This is a genomic window from Pseudomonas monsensis, assembly GCF_014268495.2.
GTDB classification, from domain to species: Bacteria; Pseudomonadota; Gammaproteobacteria; order Pseudomonadales; family Pseudomonadaceae; genus Aquipseudomonas; species Aquipseudomonas monsensis.
Genome location: NZ_CP077087.1, coordinates 4411451 through 4429073, shown reverse-complemented (window position 1 = coordinate 4429073; position 17623 = coordinate 4411451). Strand labels below are relative to the sequence as shown.

General features: G+C 58.6%; 7 protein-coding genes and 3 pseudogenes. 9 read left to right on the top strand and 1 reads right to left on the bottom strand.

The window, feature by feature from the left end:
• The first annotated feature begins 92 nt into the window (after positions 1 to 92).
• Together HV782_RS19440 and HV782_RS19435 are read left to right on the top strand one after the other, a co-directional pair.
• Entirely contained in the window at positions 93 to 4562 is a 4470-nt protein-coding gene (locus HV782_RS19440; RefSeq protein ID WP_186748610.1) for a hemagglutinin repeat-containing protein, read from the top strand.
• A gap of 141 nt (positions 4563 to 4703) precedes the next feature.
• The gene (locus HV782_RS19435; protein ID WP_128614333.1) at positions 4704 to 5081 is read left to right on the top strand and encodes a c-type cytochrome; all 378 of its coding nucleotides are present in this window, start codon (positions 4704 to 4706) and stop codon (positions 5079 to 5081) included.
• Positions 5082 to 5729: 648 nt separating this feature from the next.
• Here HV782_RS19435 and HV782_RS19430 read toward each other — a convergent pair.
• Positions 5730 to 6041, bottom strand: a pseudogene (locus tag HV782_RS19430) (transposase); the annotation flags it as partial.
• Between the two features lie 879 nt (positions 6042 to 6920).
• Between HV782_RS19430 and HV782_RS19420 the strand changes: the two are divergent.
• The 7 genes and pseudogenes from HV782_RS19420 to HV782_RS19390 all read left to right on the top strand — a co-directional run.
• Positions 6921 to 7436 (top strand): Hcp family type VI secretion system effector, encoded by a 516-nt coding sequence (locus HV782_RS19420; protein WP_217890326.1) that lies wholly within the window; start codon positions 6921 to 6923, stop codon positions 7434 to 7436.
• A 126-nt stretch (positions 7437 to 7562) separates the two neighbouring features.
• Positions 7563 to 10469: a type VI secretion system Vgr family protein gene (locus HV782_RS19415; protein ID WP_217890325.1), complete on the top strand. Its 2907-nt coding sequence runs from the start codon at positions 7563 to 7565 to the stop codon at positions 10467 to 10469.
• Positions 10466 to 15160, top strand: a complete 4695-nt coding sequence (locus HV782_RS19410; protein ID WP_225931029.1) for an RHS repeat-associated core domain-containing protein — start codon at positions 10466 to 10468, stop codon at positions 15158 to 15160. The genes HV782_RS19415 and HV782_RS19410 overlap by 4 nt, the downstream gene beginning before the upstream one ends.
• Complete coding sequence (locus tag HV782_RS19405; RefSeq protein WP_128614295.1) at positions 15157 to 15618, top strand: hypothetical protein; 462 nt, start codon at positions 15157 to 15159, stop codon at positions 15616 to 15618. The genes HV782_RS19410 and HV782_RS19405 overlap by 4 nt, the downstream gene beginning before the upstream one ends.
• Before the next feature lie 190 nt (positions 15619 to 15808).
• On the top strand, positions 15809 to 16204 hold the full coding sequence (locus HV782_RS19400) for a hypothetical protein (protein ID WP_225931028.1): 396 nt from the start codon (positions 15809 to 15811) through the stop codon (positions 16202 to 16204).
• Between the two features lie 4 nt (positions 16205 to 16208).
• Positions 16209 to 16331 (top strand): annotated as a pseudogene (locus tag HV782_RS19395) (PAAR domain-containing protein); the annotation flags it as partial.
• 211 nt (positions 16332 to 16542) lie between these two features.
• Positions 16543 to 17490: pseudogene (locus HV782_RS19390) on the top strand (TonB-dependent receptor family protein); the annotation flags it as partial.
• Between the last annotated feature and the right edge of the window lie 133 nt (positions 17491 to 17623).

The window sequence follows — 17623 nt, the reverse complement described above, 5'->3', positions numbered from 1 at the left end:
CAGTGAACGAACAGCCGTCGGACCTGAGCGCGACAGCCACGGCCAAGACTAAAACGCGCGACGTGATGCCGTACTTACATGGAGACGTTTTTATGCCAGCACACACTTTTGCATTTCATCTTTCGCCTCGGGGCAAATTGCGCTGGGCGATTGCCAGCCTGTTCTTCGCCGTGCACCTGCCAAGTGCTCTCGCCGGTGGTGTCGTCGTCGCGCCCGGGCCGGGCGGTACGGCGCAATTGCAGACCCAGGGCGGTGTGCCCATCGTCAACATCGTCGCGCCCAATGGCTCGGGCCTGTCGCACAACCAGTTTCTCGATTACAACGTCGATCGTCAGGGTGTGGTGCTGAACAACGCCTTGCAGGCCGGGCAATCGCAGCTCGCCGGGCAACTGGCGGCCAACCCACAACTGCAAGGGCAGGCCGCGAGTGTGATCCTCAACGAAGTGATCAGCCGCAACCCGTCCGCCATCAACGGCGCGCAGGAAATCTTCGGTCGCCCCGCCGATTACGTGCTGGCCAACCCCAACGGCATCTCGGTCAATGGCGGCAGTTTCATCAACACGCCGAACGCCAGTCTGGTGGTTGGTCGCCCGGAATTGAATGACGGCAAACTGCAAGGTCTGAACACCCGCGACGCCAGCGGTCAGTTGCAGATTCAAAACGGTGGCCTGCGCAATGGCGAGGGCTCGATCAACCTGATTGCGCCGCGTATCGACAGCCAGGGCGCGCTCACCGCCCGCGATCAGTTGAACCTCACAGTGGGACGCAATCAGGTCGACTACGCCAGCGGTCAGGTGAAAACCGTGGATCCGGCGGGCAACACTTCGGATCAACGCATCGACGCCAGCCTGTTCGGCGCGATGCAGGCCGGGCGCATCAATATTGTCAGCACCGCCGAAGGTGCCGGCGTGCGGGTGGGTGCGGTGCAAGTCGTCGGGCGTGACGGTGTGCAGATTCGTTCGGCCGGCGACCTCAGTGTCAGCGGTGAATCCGTGGCCAACAGCCTCGACGTCACCCGCGCCGGGATTCGCAGCAATCAGGGCGATATCGGTCTGCACAGTGGCAAGGACCTGACGTTGGCCGCCACTGATGTCAGTGGCCGTGACGTCACCGTCGAGGCCAAACGCAATCTGACCCTGAGCACGGTCGAGAGCCGCAAGCTCCAGGAAAAACGCGAGAACTGGAGTAACAGCACCATTGGCATCACCTGGGAAACCTATGACCGCACCCAGACCGATAGCGAAACCCGTCAGCACGGCAGTCAGATCGTCGCCAGTCGCGACGCGAAATTGGCCTCCGGTAAAGACACCGAACTGAAAGCCGCCAAGGTCGACGCGGCGCGGAAGCTCGACGTGCAGAGCGGCGGCGATCTGCGCCTGACTGCCGCCACTGAAAGCCACACCCAGACCGATCAAGGCAACCACCGCAAACACCTGTGGAAAGCCGACTGGAGCAGCAGCAACGAGGAGCAGCGCAGCGTCACCAGCCAGTTGAAGGCTGGCAACATCGCCCTGCAAACCGCCGCCTTGCTGCGCTCCGACGGCGCCGAACTGAACAGCGCCGGTGACCTGCATCTGGCGGGCAAACAGGTGGACATCAGCACCGCCGCACGCACCAGCCGCAGCAGTGACAACCGCTATTCCGGTGACCTCGTCGGCGGTGGTTTCTTCGGCAAGACCGGCGATGCCGACAAGGGCCAGACCCGGCATCAGGGCAGCAAGGTCAACGCCGGCGGAAAACTGATCGTCAAGGCTGACGACGTGCGCATCAGCGGCAGTCAGGTACGCGGCGGCACCGACGCCAGCGTGATCAGCGACAAGGGTTCGCTGATCATCGACGGCGTGCAGGACACTGCGCACAGCAATAACCACGACAAGGACAGCAAGTTCTTCGGCATCACCAAGGACGAATCGCGCCAGAACAGCAAAGACAGCACCACGGTGCGCAGCGAACTGGTGTCCGACAGCAACCTCAAGCTCAAGAGCGCCAAGGACATTGAGGTCGCCGGCTCGACGGTCGAGGCCGGTGGCGCGCTGACGGCGGATGCGACGGGGGATGTGAATGTGCATTCGGCGCAGAACACTCACGACAGCACTGACACCACGCAAACCCGTGGCTTCGATGCTTACGCCAAAGAACAAACGCCAGAGCAATATCGTGCCGGGATTCACTACGAAGACAAACAGCAAACCGTGACCCGTAATGATGTCACTCAGCAAGGCTCCAGCCTCAGCGGTGGCAGTGTGCAGGTGAAGGCTGGCGGTGATGTCACGCTCAAAGGCGCGGAGGTGAAATCCACCGCTGGCGACACAACGTTGAGCGGCAAAAACGTGTCGTTGCTGGCCGAGGCAGACAGCCACAAAACCTCCACCGACACCTCCAGCACCGGCGGCGGTTTCTACTACACCGGCGGCCTCGACCGTGCTGGCAGTGGCGTCGATTTCGCCCACAGCACTGCGCAGGATTCGACCAGCAAAACCACCGCACAGACCACCAGCGTACAGAGCAGCGGCGGCCTGACCATCAATGCCGACAAACTCGCCACCGAAGGTGCGCAGGTCAAGGCCGGTAACGGTCTGAATATTGCCGCCAACGAAATCGACAACCGTGCGGCCAGCAACACTGACAGCAGCACGCATCGCGAGAGCAACTGGTCGGCGGACATCGGCGCCAACGTCGAATACAAAGATATCGCTCGGCCGATCGCTGGCGCGGTGAAGGACGTGCTCAACGGCAAGGTGCCGGACAAGGACTCGCTGGCCAATCTCGGTCAGCCGAATGTCGGTATCGACGTTGCGGTCGGTCATGGCAGCGCCAGCAAATCCGAGCAGAGCGGCAACGCTGTGGTCAGCCGTTTTGACGGCGGCACTGTCGATGTGAAAACCACTGGCACGCTGCACGACCAAGGCACGCAATACAACGCCAGCGCCGGCCAGGTGAACATCAGCGCTGACAAACTGCTTGCCGACGCCGCGAGTAACACGCACAACAGCAGCGCTGATGCGGTGGATGCCAAGGTCGATGTGCGCGTCTACACCAAGACCGGTGAAGACGTGAACGTCGCTGGCAGCGGCGCGGGTGGCAGCAGTGCGTCGAGCAAGGACAGTTCCACCGCCGTCGTCGGCGCTTATGCCGGCAGCCAGGGTGTGAACATCAAGGTCGGTGGCGATGCGCAGTTCGCAGGCAGCCGTTTCGATGGCGGGCAGGGCGGAGTGAGCATCAACACCGGCGGTGATCTGGCGCTGAATCAGGCCAACGACCGCCAGCACAGTAACGACAGCAGCCTGCGTGGCAGTGGCTCTCTGACGGTCGGCACCTTGCCGGGGACCGATGGTACCAACCTCGACCTCGGCGCCGGTTTCCAGCTCGATCACACCGGCAAGCAGACCACTGACACCCAGGCCCATGTGGCGAGCATCACCAGCAACGGTCCGGTGCAACTCGGCAGCGGCGGAAATCAGCTGCAGCAAGGCAGCAAGATCGACAGCGCTGGCGCCATCGTACTGCACGCCGACGGCAAGCTCGATCTGCAAGCGGCCGCCGATACTCACACCGCCACCGGCAGCAATCTCGGCGGCGGCTTGAAGGGTGGCGGCAGCAAAACCAGCAGCGAGAAGAGCCACGATCAGGCCGGCAATCTGAGCGGCAACTTCAATATCGGTCGAGTCAATGAGGATTCGCAAACCCTCAGCGGTGGTCAGCTCAACAGTCAGAGCGGCCTCGCACTAAGCGGTGATTCGATTCACCTGCAAGGCACGCAAGTCAGCGCATCGAACGTCAGCATCGACGCGCAGAAGGGCGGTTACGTGCAGGAATCGGCGCAGTCCACCGACAACCGCAATAACTGGAATGTCGCCCTGAATGCCGGCGGCAACTTGAGCAGCAAAACCCCGACCGCCGCGGATGAGAAGGCCAGCAGCGATCACGGTTTCAATGCCGGCGCCAAGGTGGGTGTGGATTACTTGCAGGGCAGCACCCAGCAGAACAGCCAGATCAAGGCTGACCATGTGGTGTTGAACAGTGCCGGTGATGCGCAGCTGGCGGGTGCGCGGATCGACGCTAAAGATGTCAGCGGCACAGTCGCGGGTGATCTGAAGGTCGAGAGTCGCCAGGGTTCGAGCAACCATGCCAAGGTCGATGTCGATCTGGGCCTGACCGCGAAGAAAAACCCACCGAGCGACAAGGAACAGCTTGCCGGCACCGACTACAAGCCGACGCTGAAAGCGCAGGGCGAGTATGCGCACAAGGACAGCGTTGCGCAGACGTCTGGCATCAGTGGCAGCCAAGGGGTGAACCTCGCAGTCGGCGGCGCGACGCAGCTGACGGGCGCGCGGATTTCGGCCACTGAAGGGAAGGTGGATCTGGGCGGATCGAAGGTCAGTCGCGCTGATTTGAGCAACCGTGACTATGGCGTGAAGGCCGGACTTGATCTGCCACATAAAGCCGAGGAAAACGCACCCAAGGTTTCCCTGGAAAACGGCAACCTGAAAGTCGGCCCGGTCACCCTGAGCGGGCATCTGGACACCCAGACCCTGCAAGCCGGGATCGACGAAAAAGGCTGATCCAATGGCCGGTGGTGGATGCACTTGAACCTGCATCCTCCACCGAACCCTGTGGGAGCGAGCTTGCTCCCACATTGTTTTGCGCCAAGCGTTAAATCTCGCGCATCATGCGCGACCTTAAAGACGCCAGGGAGGCAAACAATGAAAACCGCATTCGTCGCTGTACTCGGGGCTTTGTTGATCGCTCAAACCTCCGTGTCCTTCGCGGATAACAGCAATGGAAAAAATCTCTATTCGCAGCGCTGCGCTGTGTGCCACGGCGCCGATATAAAGGGCACCGGGCCGTTGGCGCATAAAAGCAATCCGCCAACACCTGACCTGACAACGCCCGCGTTCAAAAAACGCCTGAATGAATATCCGGGCGTGATTGTGTCGTCGATCATCCTTCGCCCGAACGGCAACCTGATTCCGAAAACGTTGCAGGAGAACGGGGTAAAAATACCGCCGCATGCCTGGAGCGTTAAGGATCTGCGCGATCTGCATGACTACATGAGTGGTGTGATTTCGATAAAACGCTGAGCTGCAAAGGCGACCCGGACTGTGGGCTTTCAAAAAAAATGGTTCTTCATGACCTGTAAACTCAATGAGTTGTGCATCTTTTTTGGCATGACTACTTTATGTTTTTTTCAGTTTTCTTGATAAAAGCCTCTGAAACTCTCGAAATAAATGAACCAGCTTCGGCTGGTTTTTTTTGAGAGTCTTCGTTCACAGCCTTTTCAGAAATAGTATATTTGTCGCCCCTCGCTTTCCATCAGAAAGGGCGATCCCCTCACCGCGGAATCGCGGCAATCTCACTACCCTGTAAACCTAATTTTTGCACTGTTAACCACGGTGGCTAACGGTGCGCAAAAATGGTTTGCACACCACTACGCGTAATTGCACAGACTTGTTCACCAATTTGCAGTCGACCTGAGCAATGAATTGCAGCGAATTTGACCATCACGCAGTGTGGTCATGACCGGCAAAAAACGACCCATTGTAGCCCGTCGCGAAAGGCAGCTACCGGGCGATTCTGTTGAAAAAGTCGGATTTTCAGTTGGTCTGACCTCAAGCACGACCTCCATCGGAGAACCTACTCACCACGCTGCGTGGTTTCTCGGCTCTTTGTTGACCTTTGCTGCTCTGTGAGTGGGTTAATTTAAGATTTTTTGCTACGTGCAGGCGCACCTATCCCGTGAGTGGTGACCCTTGAGAAGTAAGTTTGGCTAGCCGTCGCAAATTCTGCACCGCAGCAGCCAGCGTGAATTCATCGGTTGCGCCACTCATGCCACGTAGTCGCAAGCGATCCATCTTCAGGATGCGCTTGAGGTGGGCAAACAACATCTCGACCTTTTTACGTTCATGACGAGAGCGCACGTATTGCGCCGTCGCGGCGATGCACCGAGCCACATCACGAGCGGCTTCATGGACGCTGCGAGCGATCTTGCGGAACGCCGTGTTCAGGCAGTACTTGGCTTTCATCGGGCAGGCTACGCAGTCGATACCTGCTCTCTGAGAAAGAGGAGTATCTCTGCAGGTGTCTGCTGGGCATTTCTCTGACGGTGTACGCAAAATCTTTCCGGCCTTCACTTCGTCTGCGTATTGAGTCAACCGATCCGCTTCGACATACAGCGCCTCAATTCTCTGCATGGCTGCAAGCAACTCGGCCTCACCGTACTGTTTGGCCATTCTGAACATGTCTTGAGCAGCGTCCTCGAGTGCTAGTGCAGCGCTTTTCAGATCACGGCGCAAATCCTGATTAGTTTTCGTCAGCCCCATGCGGATTGCCTCCTTCAAAAGTCGTTGGTGAGGTCGGTATGTCAAAGACCTACAGTATGAGTCGCCGTTAAACCCTTGGCATAGCGGCTAGGTCGCATCTGTTTGAAGATCTCATGAGTGGCGGGAAGCAGGCAGGCCTGTACTGTCTTGGAAAATAAAAAGTGTGGCTCCTTCGGGCCAGGCTCGGGTTGCGATTTGTCATGATTTCGGAAAGGGAGTGCCTCTGATTTTCGGCCTTGCTGAAGTGCTGATTAGGTCTGGCTGCATCAGAATTTTAGCTGTTGATGTGTTGGGGAAGCTTTTTTGAAAGTGCGCAACTTCTTGCGCACTTGTTCCGCATATTTGGCTCGATAAATCGCTGCAGCCCAAGTAGATCGCGGCCTGCAGCCAAGTGCGCAACTTCTTGCACACCACTGCGCAACTTTTTGCGCACTTTTCCTTTGTTTTCTGAGGATTTATCCCAGCTTTTCCGAGGAAAACGCTCGCAAGCCCCGGTTCATAAGGCCCGAAAAAAGTTGGCATGTAATTTGGTGGCAAATGGCCGCCTCTTAGGTGATTTCACCTATGACTCATCCACTGATCCAGCAAGGAGCACCTCCCATGGCAACACCAGCGTACATGTCGGTTACCGGCGAAAAACAAGGCCTGATCACTGCCGGCGCATTCACCGCCGACTCCGTTGGCAACACCTACCAGGAAGGTCATGAAGACCAGGTCATGGTTCAGGCTTTCAGCCACGACGTGATCATCCCGCGTGACCCACAGTCCGGCCAACCAACCGGTCAGCGCGTGCACAAGCCAGTGGTGATTACCAAGGTTTACGATAAGTCTTCGCCTCTGCTGCAAGCCGCTCTGACCTCCGGCGAGCGCATGAGCGAAATCGTTATCCAGTGGTACCGCACTTCGGCGCAAGGCACCCAAGAGCACTACTACACCACCAAACTGGAAGACGCGATCATCGTCGCCATCAACAACAAAATGCACAACTGCCAGGATCCAGGCAACGCGCACTTTACCCACCTGGAAGAAGTGCAGTTCACCTACCGCAAAATCACCTGGACCCACGAAGTATCCGGTACTTCGGGTTCCGATGACTGGCGTGCTCCAGTCGTTTAATTACGGCTGATGGTTGTACCGCCCCGGCCGGCATCGCTGGTCGGGGCGCACTCACTTCTAAAGAATTTTTGCCAATAGCCCCTTGAGGGCTGTTGCGCGTCGCAGCACTGCGCGAGGGACAAGGGAATGTTCTCACCGGCCAACCAGCCTCATTTCAATCTGACCGTCGATGGCATCGACAGCGACTTCCAGGTGCTGTCGTTCACCGGTCGTGAAGCCCTCAACACGCCGTTCGAATTCGAGCTGGAACTGGTCAGTGAAAAGGCCTCGATCAACCTCGAAAGCGTGCTGCACAAACTGGCGTTTCTGCAGCTGTCGCCGAGCGGCACTGGCATCCACGGGTTGGTCTACAGCATCGCCCAGGGCGAGGCGGGCAAGCGCCTGACCCGCTACAAGATCTCCCTGCGCCCGCAACTGGCGTACCTTGCGCATCGGGTCAACCAGCGCATCTTCCAGCAGATGACCGTGCAGCAGATCATCAGCAAGGTCCTGGAAGAACACGGCATCCTCGCCAGCGATTACCACTTCCAGCTCAGCGCGATTTACCCCGAGCGCATTTACTGCGTGCAGTACGACGAATCGGACCTGGATTTCATCCAGCGCCTGTGCGAAGAGGAGGGCATTCACTACCACTTCCAGCACACCGCCAGCGGCCACAAACTGACCTTCGGCGATGACCAGACGGTGTTCCCGAAACTGGCGCCCGTGGCCTATCAGCAGGACTCAGGACTGGTCGCCGACAAACCGGTGGTCAAGCGTTTTGGCCTGCGCCTGGCCACCCGCACCAGTCGTACCACGCGGCGTGATTACGACTTCGTCAAACCGAAGATCGAGCTGGAAAGTGATGCCAAAAGCAGCGCCCAACCGGACCTCGAAGACTACGATTACCCCGGCCGTTTCGTTGATCGTGAGCGTGGCAAGCACCTGGCCAATCGCGCGCTGGAACGCCATCGCAGCGACTATCGTCTGGCCGAGGGCAACAGCGATCAGCCGATCCTCGTCAGCGGGCATTTTCTGGCCCTGACCGACCACGCCAACCCGACGTGGAACGACTTGTGGCTGCTCACCGAAATTCTGCATGAAGGTAAACAACCGCAGGTGCTGGAAGAGTCGGTCACCAGCGACACCACCGACAACAAAGACGATTTCCACCAGGGCTACCGCAACCGCTTTAGCGCGATTCCGTGGGACGTGCCATACCGTCCGCCGCTCGATCACCCGAAACCGAAAGTCCTGGGCACCCAGAGCGCCGTAGTCTGCGGCCCTGAAGGCGAAGAGATCTACTGCGACCAGTATGGCCGGGTGAAGGTGCAGTTCTTCTGGGACCGCGAAGGCAAGCACGACGACATGACCAGTTGCTGGATGCGCGTTGCGTCGAGCTGGGCAGCGGAAACCTTTGGCTCGATCAATATTCCACGGGTCGGCATGGAGGTGTTGATCACCTTCCTCGAAGGCGATCCCGATCAGCCGCTGATCACCGGTTGCCTGTACCACGGCGCGAACCTGCCGCCGTACAAACTGCCGGATTTCAAAACCCTGGCCACGGTCAAGAGCAAGGAATACAAGGGCAGCCGCGCCAACGAGCTACGCATCGACGACACCACCAGCGAGATCAGCATCGCGCTGCGCAGTGATCATGGTGCGAGTGCGATCAACCTTGGCTACCTGACCCATCCACGTCCGAGCGGCGGTCAGCCGCGCGGTGAAGGTTTTGAGTTAAGAACTGACCGCCACGGTGCGGTGCGTGCCGGTGCCGGTCTGCTCATCACCACCGAGCCGCGCCCGAACGAATCCAAGCACCACAAGGATCTGCCGGAAACCGCCGAACGCCTCGCGACGGCCAGCGATCAGCAGGATGGTTTCGCTGTTCAGGCCAAAGAGCTTCAAGCCCAAGAGGCCGGTGATCAGGACGACGTCGCCAAAGCGTTGCACGCCCAGCATCAAGGCGTGCTCGGCAGTGGTCCGGCGAACATGACCGCCAATGAGTTCCCGGAATTCACCGAGCCGCATCTGGTGCTCGCCAGCCCGGCCGGCATCGCCCTGACCACGCCGCGCTCCAGCCACATCGCCACCGGCGAACACCTGGCGCTGAGCAGCACCGGCCACACCAGCCTGTCGATCGGCAAACGCTTGCTGGCCAGTGCCAGTCGTGGCATGCGCCTGTTTGTGCAGAGCATGGGCTGGCGACTGGTCGCAGCCTCCGGCGACATCGACGTGCGAGCGCTGAAGGACAGCATCAACCTGCTGGCCAAACTCAACATCACCGCCAACGCCGACCGCATCACCATCACCGCGAAAACCGAACTGGTGATTCAGGGCGGCGGCAGCGCCACGACCTACAACGCCGGCGGCATCACCCACGCCACCAGCGGCCCGTACACCGCGCACGCGGCGAACTTCGCCTACACCGGGGCGAAAAGTCTCGCCGGGGTGTTCCCGGAACCGCCGAAACCGGGCAAGGGCAATCTGGAGTTGTTCAACCAGTACGCCGGGCGTCAGGGCATCAAGGACGGCGATTACGAAGTCATCGACGCCTTGGGCAAAAGCATCAAGGGCAAGCTCGACGCCAAAGGTTTTGCCAGTGTCGCCGGCGCGGCTCCGGGGCCAGCGCGTGTGCTGTTCGGCAAGGATCCGGCGGACACCTGGAGCGATGGCAGTTACATCGGCAAGCCGGAATGGCCGTTGAATCCGCCGGGTGCCGAAGACATTCCGAGTCAGGTGCAGGCCATGGTGGCGCAGGCGTTGCCGAGCAAGAACTGGGATCTGTTGGAGAAGGGCAAGGAATTGGCACAGACAGGGATGGGCGCGGTGCAGACCGCACAAGGCGCGATGCAAACGGCGCAGCAGGTGAAAGGCGCCGTGCAGGGCGGGGTGGCCGGGTTGCCGAAACTGGCGAGTGCGGCGATGCCGAGTGCGTCTGGGATTCTCGGTGCGGCGAGTAAGGCGGGCAAGTTGCCGAGTCTGCCGGCGCCGACGCTTCCAAAACCTTCCTTGAAAACCCCGGGCCTGCTGGCGGGTGAGATGCTGTCATGACCACTGAAAATGCTGTTGTAAAACGTGAACCTCAAGTTGCCATCGTTCCCCTGAACGCCATCGACATTCAGGACGTTGCCAGCGGTGCGGCAACGTTCGATGCCTGGCTTCAATCCGCCAGTGGTGGGGTGGTCACTCTCGACCGGATCAAGAACGTCGCCGGCGCCTTACCCGTGGTGGGCAACATCATGGCGCTGGTCGATGCGCTGGGTGACATCGTCACGCTGTCGAATGCCCAGAAGCGTGATTTGCTGGCTTGGGCCAGTCTGGGCATCAACCTGATCGGTGTTTTGCCGCTGCCACCGGCGATGGCAGCAGCCCGTATGACGTTGCGCCCAACACTGTTTCTGGTACGTCAGGAGATGAGGGCCAGCAGTAAGATGCTGATCAGTTCGTCGGTCATCGAGATCCTGATCGGGCATTTGAACGAGTCCATCATCGGCACGCTCGACGATTTCGTTGAGCAGGCCAAAGGCAAGCTGCCGGGGATTCTGGCGGACGCTGGCAAGCTGGGTGAGGAAGTCATCAACGAAATTGCCAAAGGCCTCGATACGGTGGCCAATGGCAAGCTCGACGCCAAGGGCGATCTAAAAGCGGCCAGCGCACAAGCGAGTGCGGCAGTTGATCAATTCAAGAATGATCCCCTTGCATCGTTTGGCAACATCTTCGCCGCCGCTTCCAGCGCCTATAAAGCCGCAGGCAAGGGCTTAGCCAACAGTGCCGCTGATCACCTGCTACCCGATGAGGTGAAGAAGCGGGTTGCCACGGAAACCGCAAAACTGCGGGCAATGGGTCCGGAATTACGCACACAGCTGAGCAAGCTGGACGATGAGTCAGTTCAGAACTCCATCGGTTGGTTGCTGCTGATCCTCTCCAGTGCCGTGACTTTGTGGCGCAAGCGCAATGCCCACGGGCAGAACGCCGCGGTCCATACAGAGAAGACCGGTAAGGCCACGCACACGGCTTCAGAGGGCCAGTTGGGCGTTAACCAAAAGCAAGTTCCAGCGGAAAAAGCGCCCAATCCAAAGAAAGGCCCCTGTGAATGCGCCACGCCATACAGCATCAATTTCGCCATAGGCTCTGAAAGCCTCAGCCATACCGATTTCAGCCTGCCTGGCCCCTTTCCGATCGAATGGACGCGCACGTACAACTCACGCCTCGACGCCTACGATCAGGGCGAACTCGGCGCCCGCTGGATCAGCGAGTTCACCACGCGTTTCGACTGCGTGGATGATGGCCTGACCTTCTACGGCGCCGACGGTCGTGACCACAGCTATCCGCTGCCCAAAGTCGGTTTGTTCCACTACGACGCCATCGAAAATATCACCCTCGTTCGTGCCAGCGAAGATCAGCTATTGCTGTGCCACGGTTTCGAACGTAAGGAAACCTACGTCCGCCGTGGCCAGCGCTTTGTGCTGAGCAACATCTCCCTACGCAACGGCGCCGGGGTCATGCTGCATTACGAGCATCGTCACGGCGAACACTCGCTGCTCTCCGACCTGATCACCTATCAGGAAAACGACTTCACTAAAGTCCATCTGCACCTCGGCACGATGATCGACGATCACGGCCGGTTTATCGGCCTCTGGCAGATCGTTGACGGCGAACCGTTGCGACAACTTTGTGCGTACCAATACGACGCCTATGGCGACCTGATTCAGGCGCAGGACGAGAACGGCGCAGTCTGGTCGTATCAGTTCCAGCATCACCTGATCACCCGCTACACCGACCGCACCGGGCGCGGCATGAACCTGCAGTGGGACGGTTCAAGCGCCAAGGCCAAAGCCGTGCGCGAATGGGCGGACGACGGCAGCTTCGACACGCGTCTGGAGTGGGACGAAAACATTCGTCTGACTTACGTCACAGATGCGCTCGGCAATGAGACCTGGCACTACTACGACATCCTTGGCTACACCTATCGCATTCGCTACGCGGACGAGCGTTCGGAATGGTTCTTCCGCGACGAGGCCAAGAACATCGTGCGCCGCGTCAACGCCGACGGCAGCACCGATCGCTACAGCTACGATGAACGCAGCAACCTGCTCGAACACATCCGCGCCGATCACACGGTGATGCACTACGCCTACGACGATCAGGACCTGCTGATCAAGATCAGCGACGCCGAGGGCGGTCAGTGGCAACGCGCCTATGACGACCAAGGCAATCTGGTTGAAGCGCTGGATCCGCTGGGCAACAAAACCGAATACGCCTACAACAAATCCGGCCAGCCCACCGCGATCAAGGACGCCAACGGCAACGAAAAGACGTTGGACTACAACGACGCCGGGCAGATGGTCGAGTACGTCGACTGCTCGGGCAAGACCAGCGCCTGGGAATACAACGAACTCGGGCAGATGACCTGCTTCACCGACGCTGCCGGGAACGCCACCGAGTATGAATACAAGGCAGGCCAACTGGTGCTGATCAGGCACCCGGACAAGACCGAAGAGCGTTTTGAGCGCGACGCCGAAGGTCGGCTGCTGGCGCATGTCGACGCTCTCGATCGCTGCACCACCTGGAGCTACAGCGCGGCCGGTTTGATAGCCGAACGTGTCGATGCCGCCGAGCAAACCCTGCGCTACCGCTGGGACCGTCTCGGACGGCTGACGGCCCTGGAAAACGAAAACGAACAACGTGCGCACTTCCACTACGACCCGGTCGGACGCCTGCTGGAAGAACGCGGTTTCGATGGACGCAGCACGCGCTATCAGTACGACCCACTCACTGGACGCCTCGCGCAATCGATCAACGGCCAACGCGTCATCTCATTGAGCTTCGACCCGATGGGCCGCTTGACCGAGCGTCGTGCCACTCTGGGCGACCAGTCGCAAAGCGAAACCTTTGCCTACGATGGCAACGGTAACCTGGTGCTGGCCGACAACGCCGACAGCCGCTTGCAATGGTTCCACGACCCGGCCGGCAATCTGCTGCGCGAACACCAGCACTACCTCGGCCTGGAAAAGCCCACCGTCGCGATCTGGCAGCACGAGTACGACGTGCTCAACCAACGAGTCGCCACCGTGCGCCCCGACGGCCACCGTGTCAGTTGGCTGACCTACGGCAGCGGCCACCTGCTCGGCCTGCGCCTCGATGAACACGAACTGATCGGCTACGAACGCGACGACCTGCACCGCGAAGTCGCCCGCCATCAAGGCAACCACCTGCTGCAAACCCAGAGCTGGGACCCGGCCGGCCGTTTGCAGGAACAGTTGCTGGGACGCAGCGACGACAAATCCACGCTGCTCAAACGCGAGTACAGCTACGACGCCGCCGGCCAACTGACCGACATCAACGACAGCCGTCGCGGGCCGCTCGCCTATCGCTACGATCCGGTCGGTCGTCTGCTCAGCGCAGCCACACGTCAAGGCATGGAAACCTTCGCCTTCGACCCGGCCGGCAACCTGCTCGACGACAAAGCGACGGAAGTTCGCCGCCCACTGGACCTGACCCCACCGCGCAGCAAACTCGTCGATAACCTGCTGCGCGAATACGCCGGCACCCACTACGACTACGACGAACGCGGCAACCAGATCCAGCGCTGGCACAACGGCCAACGCAGTGATCTGCGCTGGGACCTGTTTGATCGACTGGTGCATTTCGAAGACCCGCGCCTGAGCGTGGATTTCGCCTACGACGCACTGGGACGCCGCCTGCACAAAAACTCCCGCGCGCACTACAAACAGCGTCCTGAAGCAGGCTCTCTCTGGAACAGAAACGAACACGCGCGCAAACAGCGCGAACTCGGCTGCGGCTTCACCTTGTACGGCTGGGACGGCGACAACCTCGCCTTTGAAAGCAGCCCTTCACAAAGCGATGGCGAACCCGGCCGCACGGTGCACTACGTCTTCGAACCGGGGACTTTTGTGCCTGTAGCGCAGGCTGTACGGCATGCGCCGATCGATCTGATCGGGTTGCCGGATTACAGCGGTGAATACAGCCTTGATGAAGATCCAGTGTGGAATCACAAGGCGACGGCATTACCGTTTGATGCGTTGGCCTGGTACCAGTGTGATCACCTCGGCACGCCGCAAGAGCTGACCGACTCCCAAGGCAACCTGGCCTGGACCGCGCAATACAAAGCGTGGGGACAGGTGACGGAACAGCGCTCGGAGTGGGCGCGGCAGCATGGCGTGATGAACCCGATACGGTTCCAGGGGCAGTATCACGATCATGAGACGGGGCTGCATTACAACAGGCATCGGTATTACGACCCAAGCGTTGGTCGGTTTATAAGTAAAGACCCTGCCCGCTGGGCAGGAGGGCTGAATTTTTATGCCTACGCGCCAAATCCTATCCAATGGGTGGATCCACTTGGGTTGGCTCGTGTTAAGGGGATAACGCCGAATAATAAGGGAACCCGCACAACCATAGAAAGTGACAACCTTCCACAAACTGAGATAGGTTTCAGCAAGCGTGCTCTAGGCAATGGTATCCATGATCCAGTAGTGGCTGAACTTTATGAGGATGTTCATATTGACGATCGCTCTGTCTTTCATGGTGATTGCGGCGAGGCGGACGCCCTTAGCAATATTGCGAAAAAATACAACGTTAAGACAGTCGATGAGTTGAAGGCTCTAACTAAAGGTGGCAGATCAACGACGCACAGGAATGATGGAGTTTTGAAGCCATACTGTAAGTCATGTAAACAAGTTATGGGTAGGCTAGAAATGGAAGATGGGGCCACACAATGATTGATAGTATTGAAGTTAAAGAGTTTGATGATCTGGAGGAGCAGTTGCTTGATGCGAATGTTTCTTATGGCGAGATGACGCGTGAGTACGCTAGTTATCTAATGGGTCTTATCCAAAGAGGTGAATTAAAAACTATTGCTGCCAGCAAGTTGGAAAAGTTAGTGCCGTTCTTGAAAGAGGCCATCTTGCGCGAGCGTATCGAAAGTGATGAGGTACTTCGAAAGAAGCTCACTGTCGATCTCTGGAAAATGGAGCAGCAAAGTCGCAAGGAAGATGAAGATTTTGCAAATTTCATCCGAGGTGTGCTCTATTGCTATGGTACAGAGGAGGTTTGGGAAGAGGAGGGCGATGGTCCAACCCCTATCTATCTTTACTTTTTGATCCTGAAAAAAATATTGCCGGGTCTGAGGAAAGATTTTATTAGTAGTTTTAATCGATTCCTTGGAGGGCGCAGCTAAGCCATCCTCTGTTTTTTTGTCGGGCTCAGATAATAATGGCTGGAGAGAATCTCTCCAGCATTACTTAGGCCAGAACTACAAAGATAGTGCAGTCGGTTCATGAGAAATTTTAATCGCAAGGCTCAAAACACAATCCCGGACAAATACACAATGCAGGTTGGACAATAGTGGGGGCGGGTTTGTTTTTGCAATGAGTTATGAATGCAAGCTGGTGTTCGACGACACCACCTCAGCCAGCAAAGTAATGAAGGAACTAGAGGGCAGCGGCGCATGTGTTCGCGTGCAACAGCCTGGTGACCTCTACCTGAAAGATCAGTCGCTCAACAGCAGCGCTGATTATGACGCTAGATTGATCTATGAAAGTGAGAGCGTTCTGTGGCTTCAGGTCAATTTCAAGTCATTGAGCCTTTACCAAACCATGCTCTCGGCGTTGGGCGGCAGCGACTATAGATGTCTTGAGGATGGTGACGACGATGAAAAGATGCCGCTCAAGGAAGCATTTCGCACCAAGGGCAATTTTTGCAGAACTGTTGACGGTCTGCATCGTGTGTCCGTGCAAATAAACAGGCCATGGTCAAAGGAGTGACAACATGAAAGACGCCATTCGCTTGGGCGACTCCACCACTCACGGTGGCAAGGTCCTCGAAGCGTTCTCCCGGACCGACCTCAACGGTAAGCCGATTGCCGGGGTTGGTCACCCCCTGTGCAAGGGGCAGCGGTCTGGAGTATCAGATCAACGAAGGTTCGGTAACCCTTGCGCCTGCCGCGACTTCCGCCGCCAGCAATGGCCCGCTGGAGCTCGGCGTGACCGACATCAAAGTGGTCGGCGACTGGCTCGGTGACGCCGACGCCGCTGTGGTGCAGAACCACCCCGGGGCGCGCACGGTGATCCGCCGCGAAGCGATGGTCGAGCAGGGCGCGAACGTCGACAACAAAATCGACGTCGGCAACTGGACCGTCACCCCAGGCATTCGCTTCGAACACATCAGCACCGACTGGCATGACCGCGCCGTGCTCGACACCGCCGGCAAACCGGTACAGGCGAAAAACCGCAGCATCGAAAGCAACGAACCGTTGCCGGCGCTGAGCGTGATGTATCACCTGTCGGATGCGTGGAAGCTGTTCGCCAACTACGAAACCTCGTTCGGCAGCCTGCAGTATTTTCAGTTGGGGCAGGGCGGCTCGGGTGACCAGACCGCCAATGGCCTGGAGCCGGAAAAAGCCAAGACCTACGAGATTGGCACGCGCTACAACGATGATGTGTGGGGCGGTGAGGTGACGCTGTTCTACATCGACTTCGACGACGAACTGCAATACATCAGCAACGACGTGGGCTGGACCAACCTCGGCGCGACCAAGCACCAAGGCATCGAAGCCTCGATGCACTACGACATGGCGGCGCTGGATCCGCGTCTTGACGGCCTGACCGCCAACGCCGGTTTCACTTACACCCGTGCGACCTACGAAGGCGAAATTCCGGGCTTCAAGGGCCGTGATCTGCCGTTCTATTCGCGTCAGGTGGCGACCGTCGGTTTGCGTTACGACATCAACCGCTGGACCTACAACATTGACGGTTTCGCCCAGTCCAAACAGCGTTCGCCGGGCACCGGTGTGAATGCCGACGGCAGCTTCAACGGCAACTACATCACCGAAGGCACGGCCGACGGGCAGTACGGCGACATCCCGGGTTACGTGACCTGGAACGTGCGCGGGGGGTATGACTTCGGGCCGCAGGTGTCGAACCTGAAGTTGGGTGCCGGGGTGAAGAACGTCTTCGACAAGCAGTACTTCACCCGTTCGAGTGATAACAACTCGGGGATGTATGTGGGGGCGCCGAGGACGTTTTTTGTGCAGGCCAGTGTGGGGTTTTGATTGATTGGGTGATTGGGTGATTGGGTGAATATCCGTTGCTGCGGGTGTTGCTGATTAGGGTTCCGCCCTTACGGCGGGTCACTTTTTCCAGACGCCGGAATGCCGGCCCAGCGAAAAAATAACCAAAAAGGCT

Coding starts and splice junctions, on each gene's coding strand:
- HV782_RS19440 (WP_186748610.1), top strand. CDS start 93: ATGCCAGCACACACTTTTGCATTTCATCTTTCGCCTCGGGGCAAATTG.
- HV782_RS19435 (WP_128614333.1), top strand. CDS start 4,704: ATGAAAACCGCATTCGTCGCTGTACTCGGGGCTTTGTTGATCGCTCAA.
- HV782_RS19420 (WP_217890326.1), top strand. CDS start 6,921: ATGGCAACACCAGCGTACATGTCGGTTACCGGCGAAAAACAAGGCCTG.
- HV782_RS19415 (WP_217890325.1), top strand. CDS start 7,563: ATGTTCTCACCGGCCAACCAGCCTCATTTCAATCTGACCGTCGATGGC.
- HV782_RS19410 (WP_225931029.1), top strand. CDS start 10,466: ATGACCACTGAAAATGCTGTTGTAAAACGTGAACCTCAAGTTGCCATC.
- HV782_RS19405 (WP_128614295.1), top strand. CDS start 15,157: ATGATTGATAGTATTGAAGTTAAAGAGTTTGATGATCTGGAGGAGCAG.
- HV782_RS19400 (WP_225931028.1), top strand. CDS start 15,809: ATGAGTTATGAATGCAAGCTGGTGTTCGACGACACCACCTCAGCCAGC.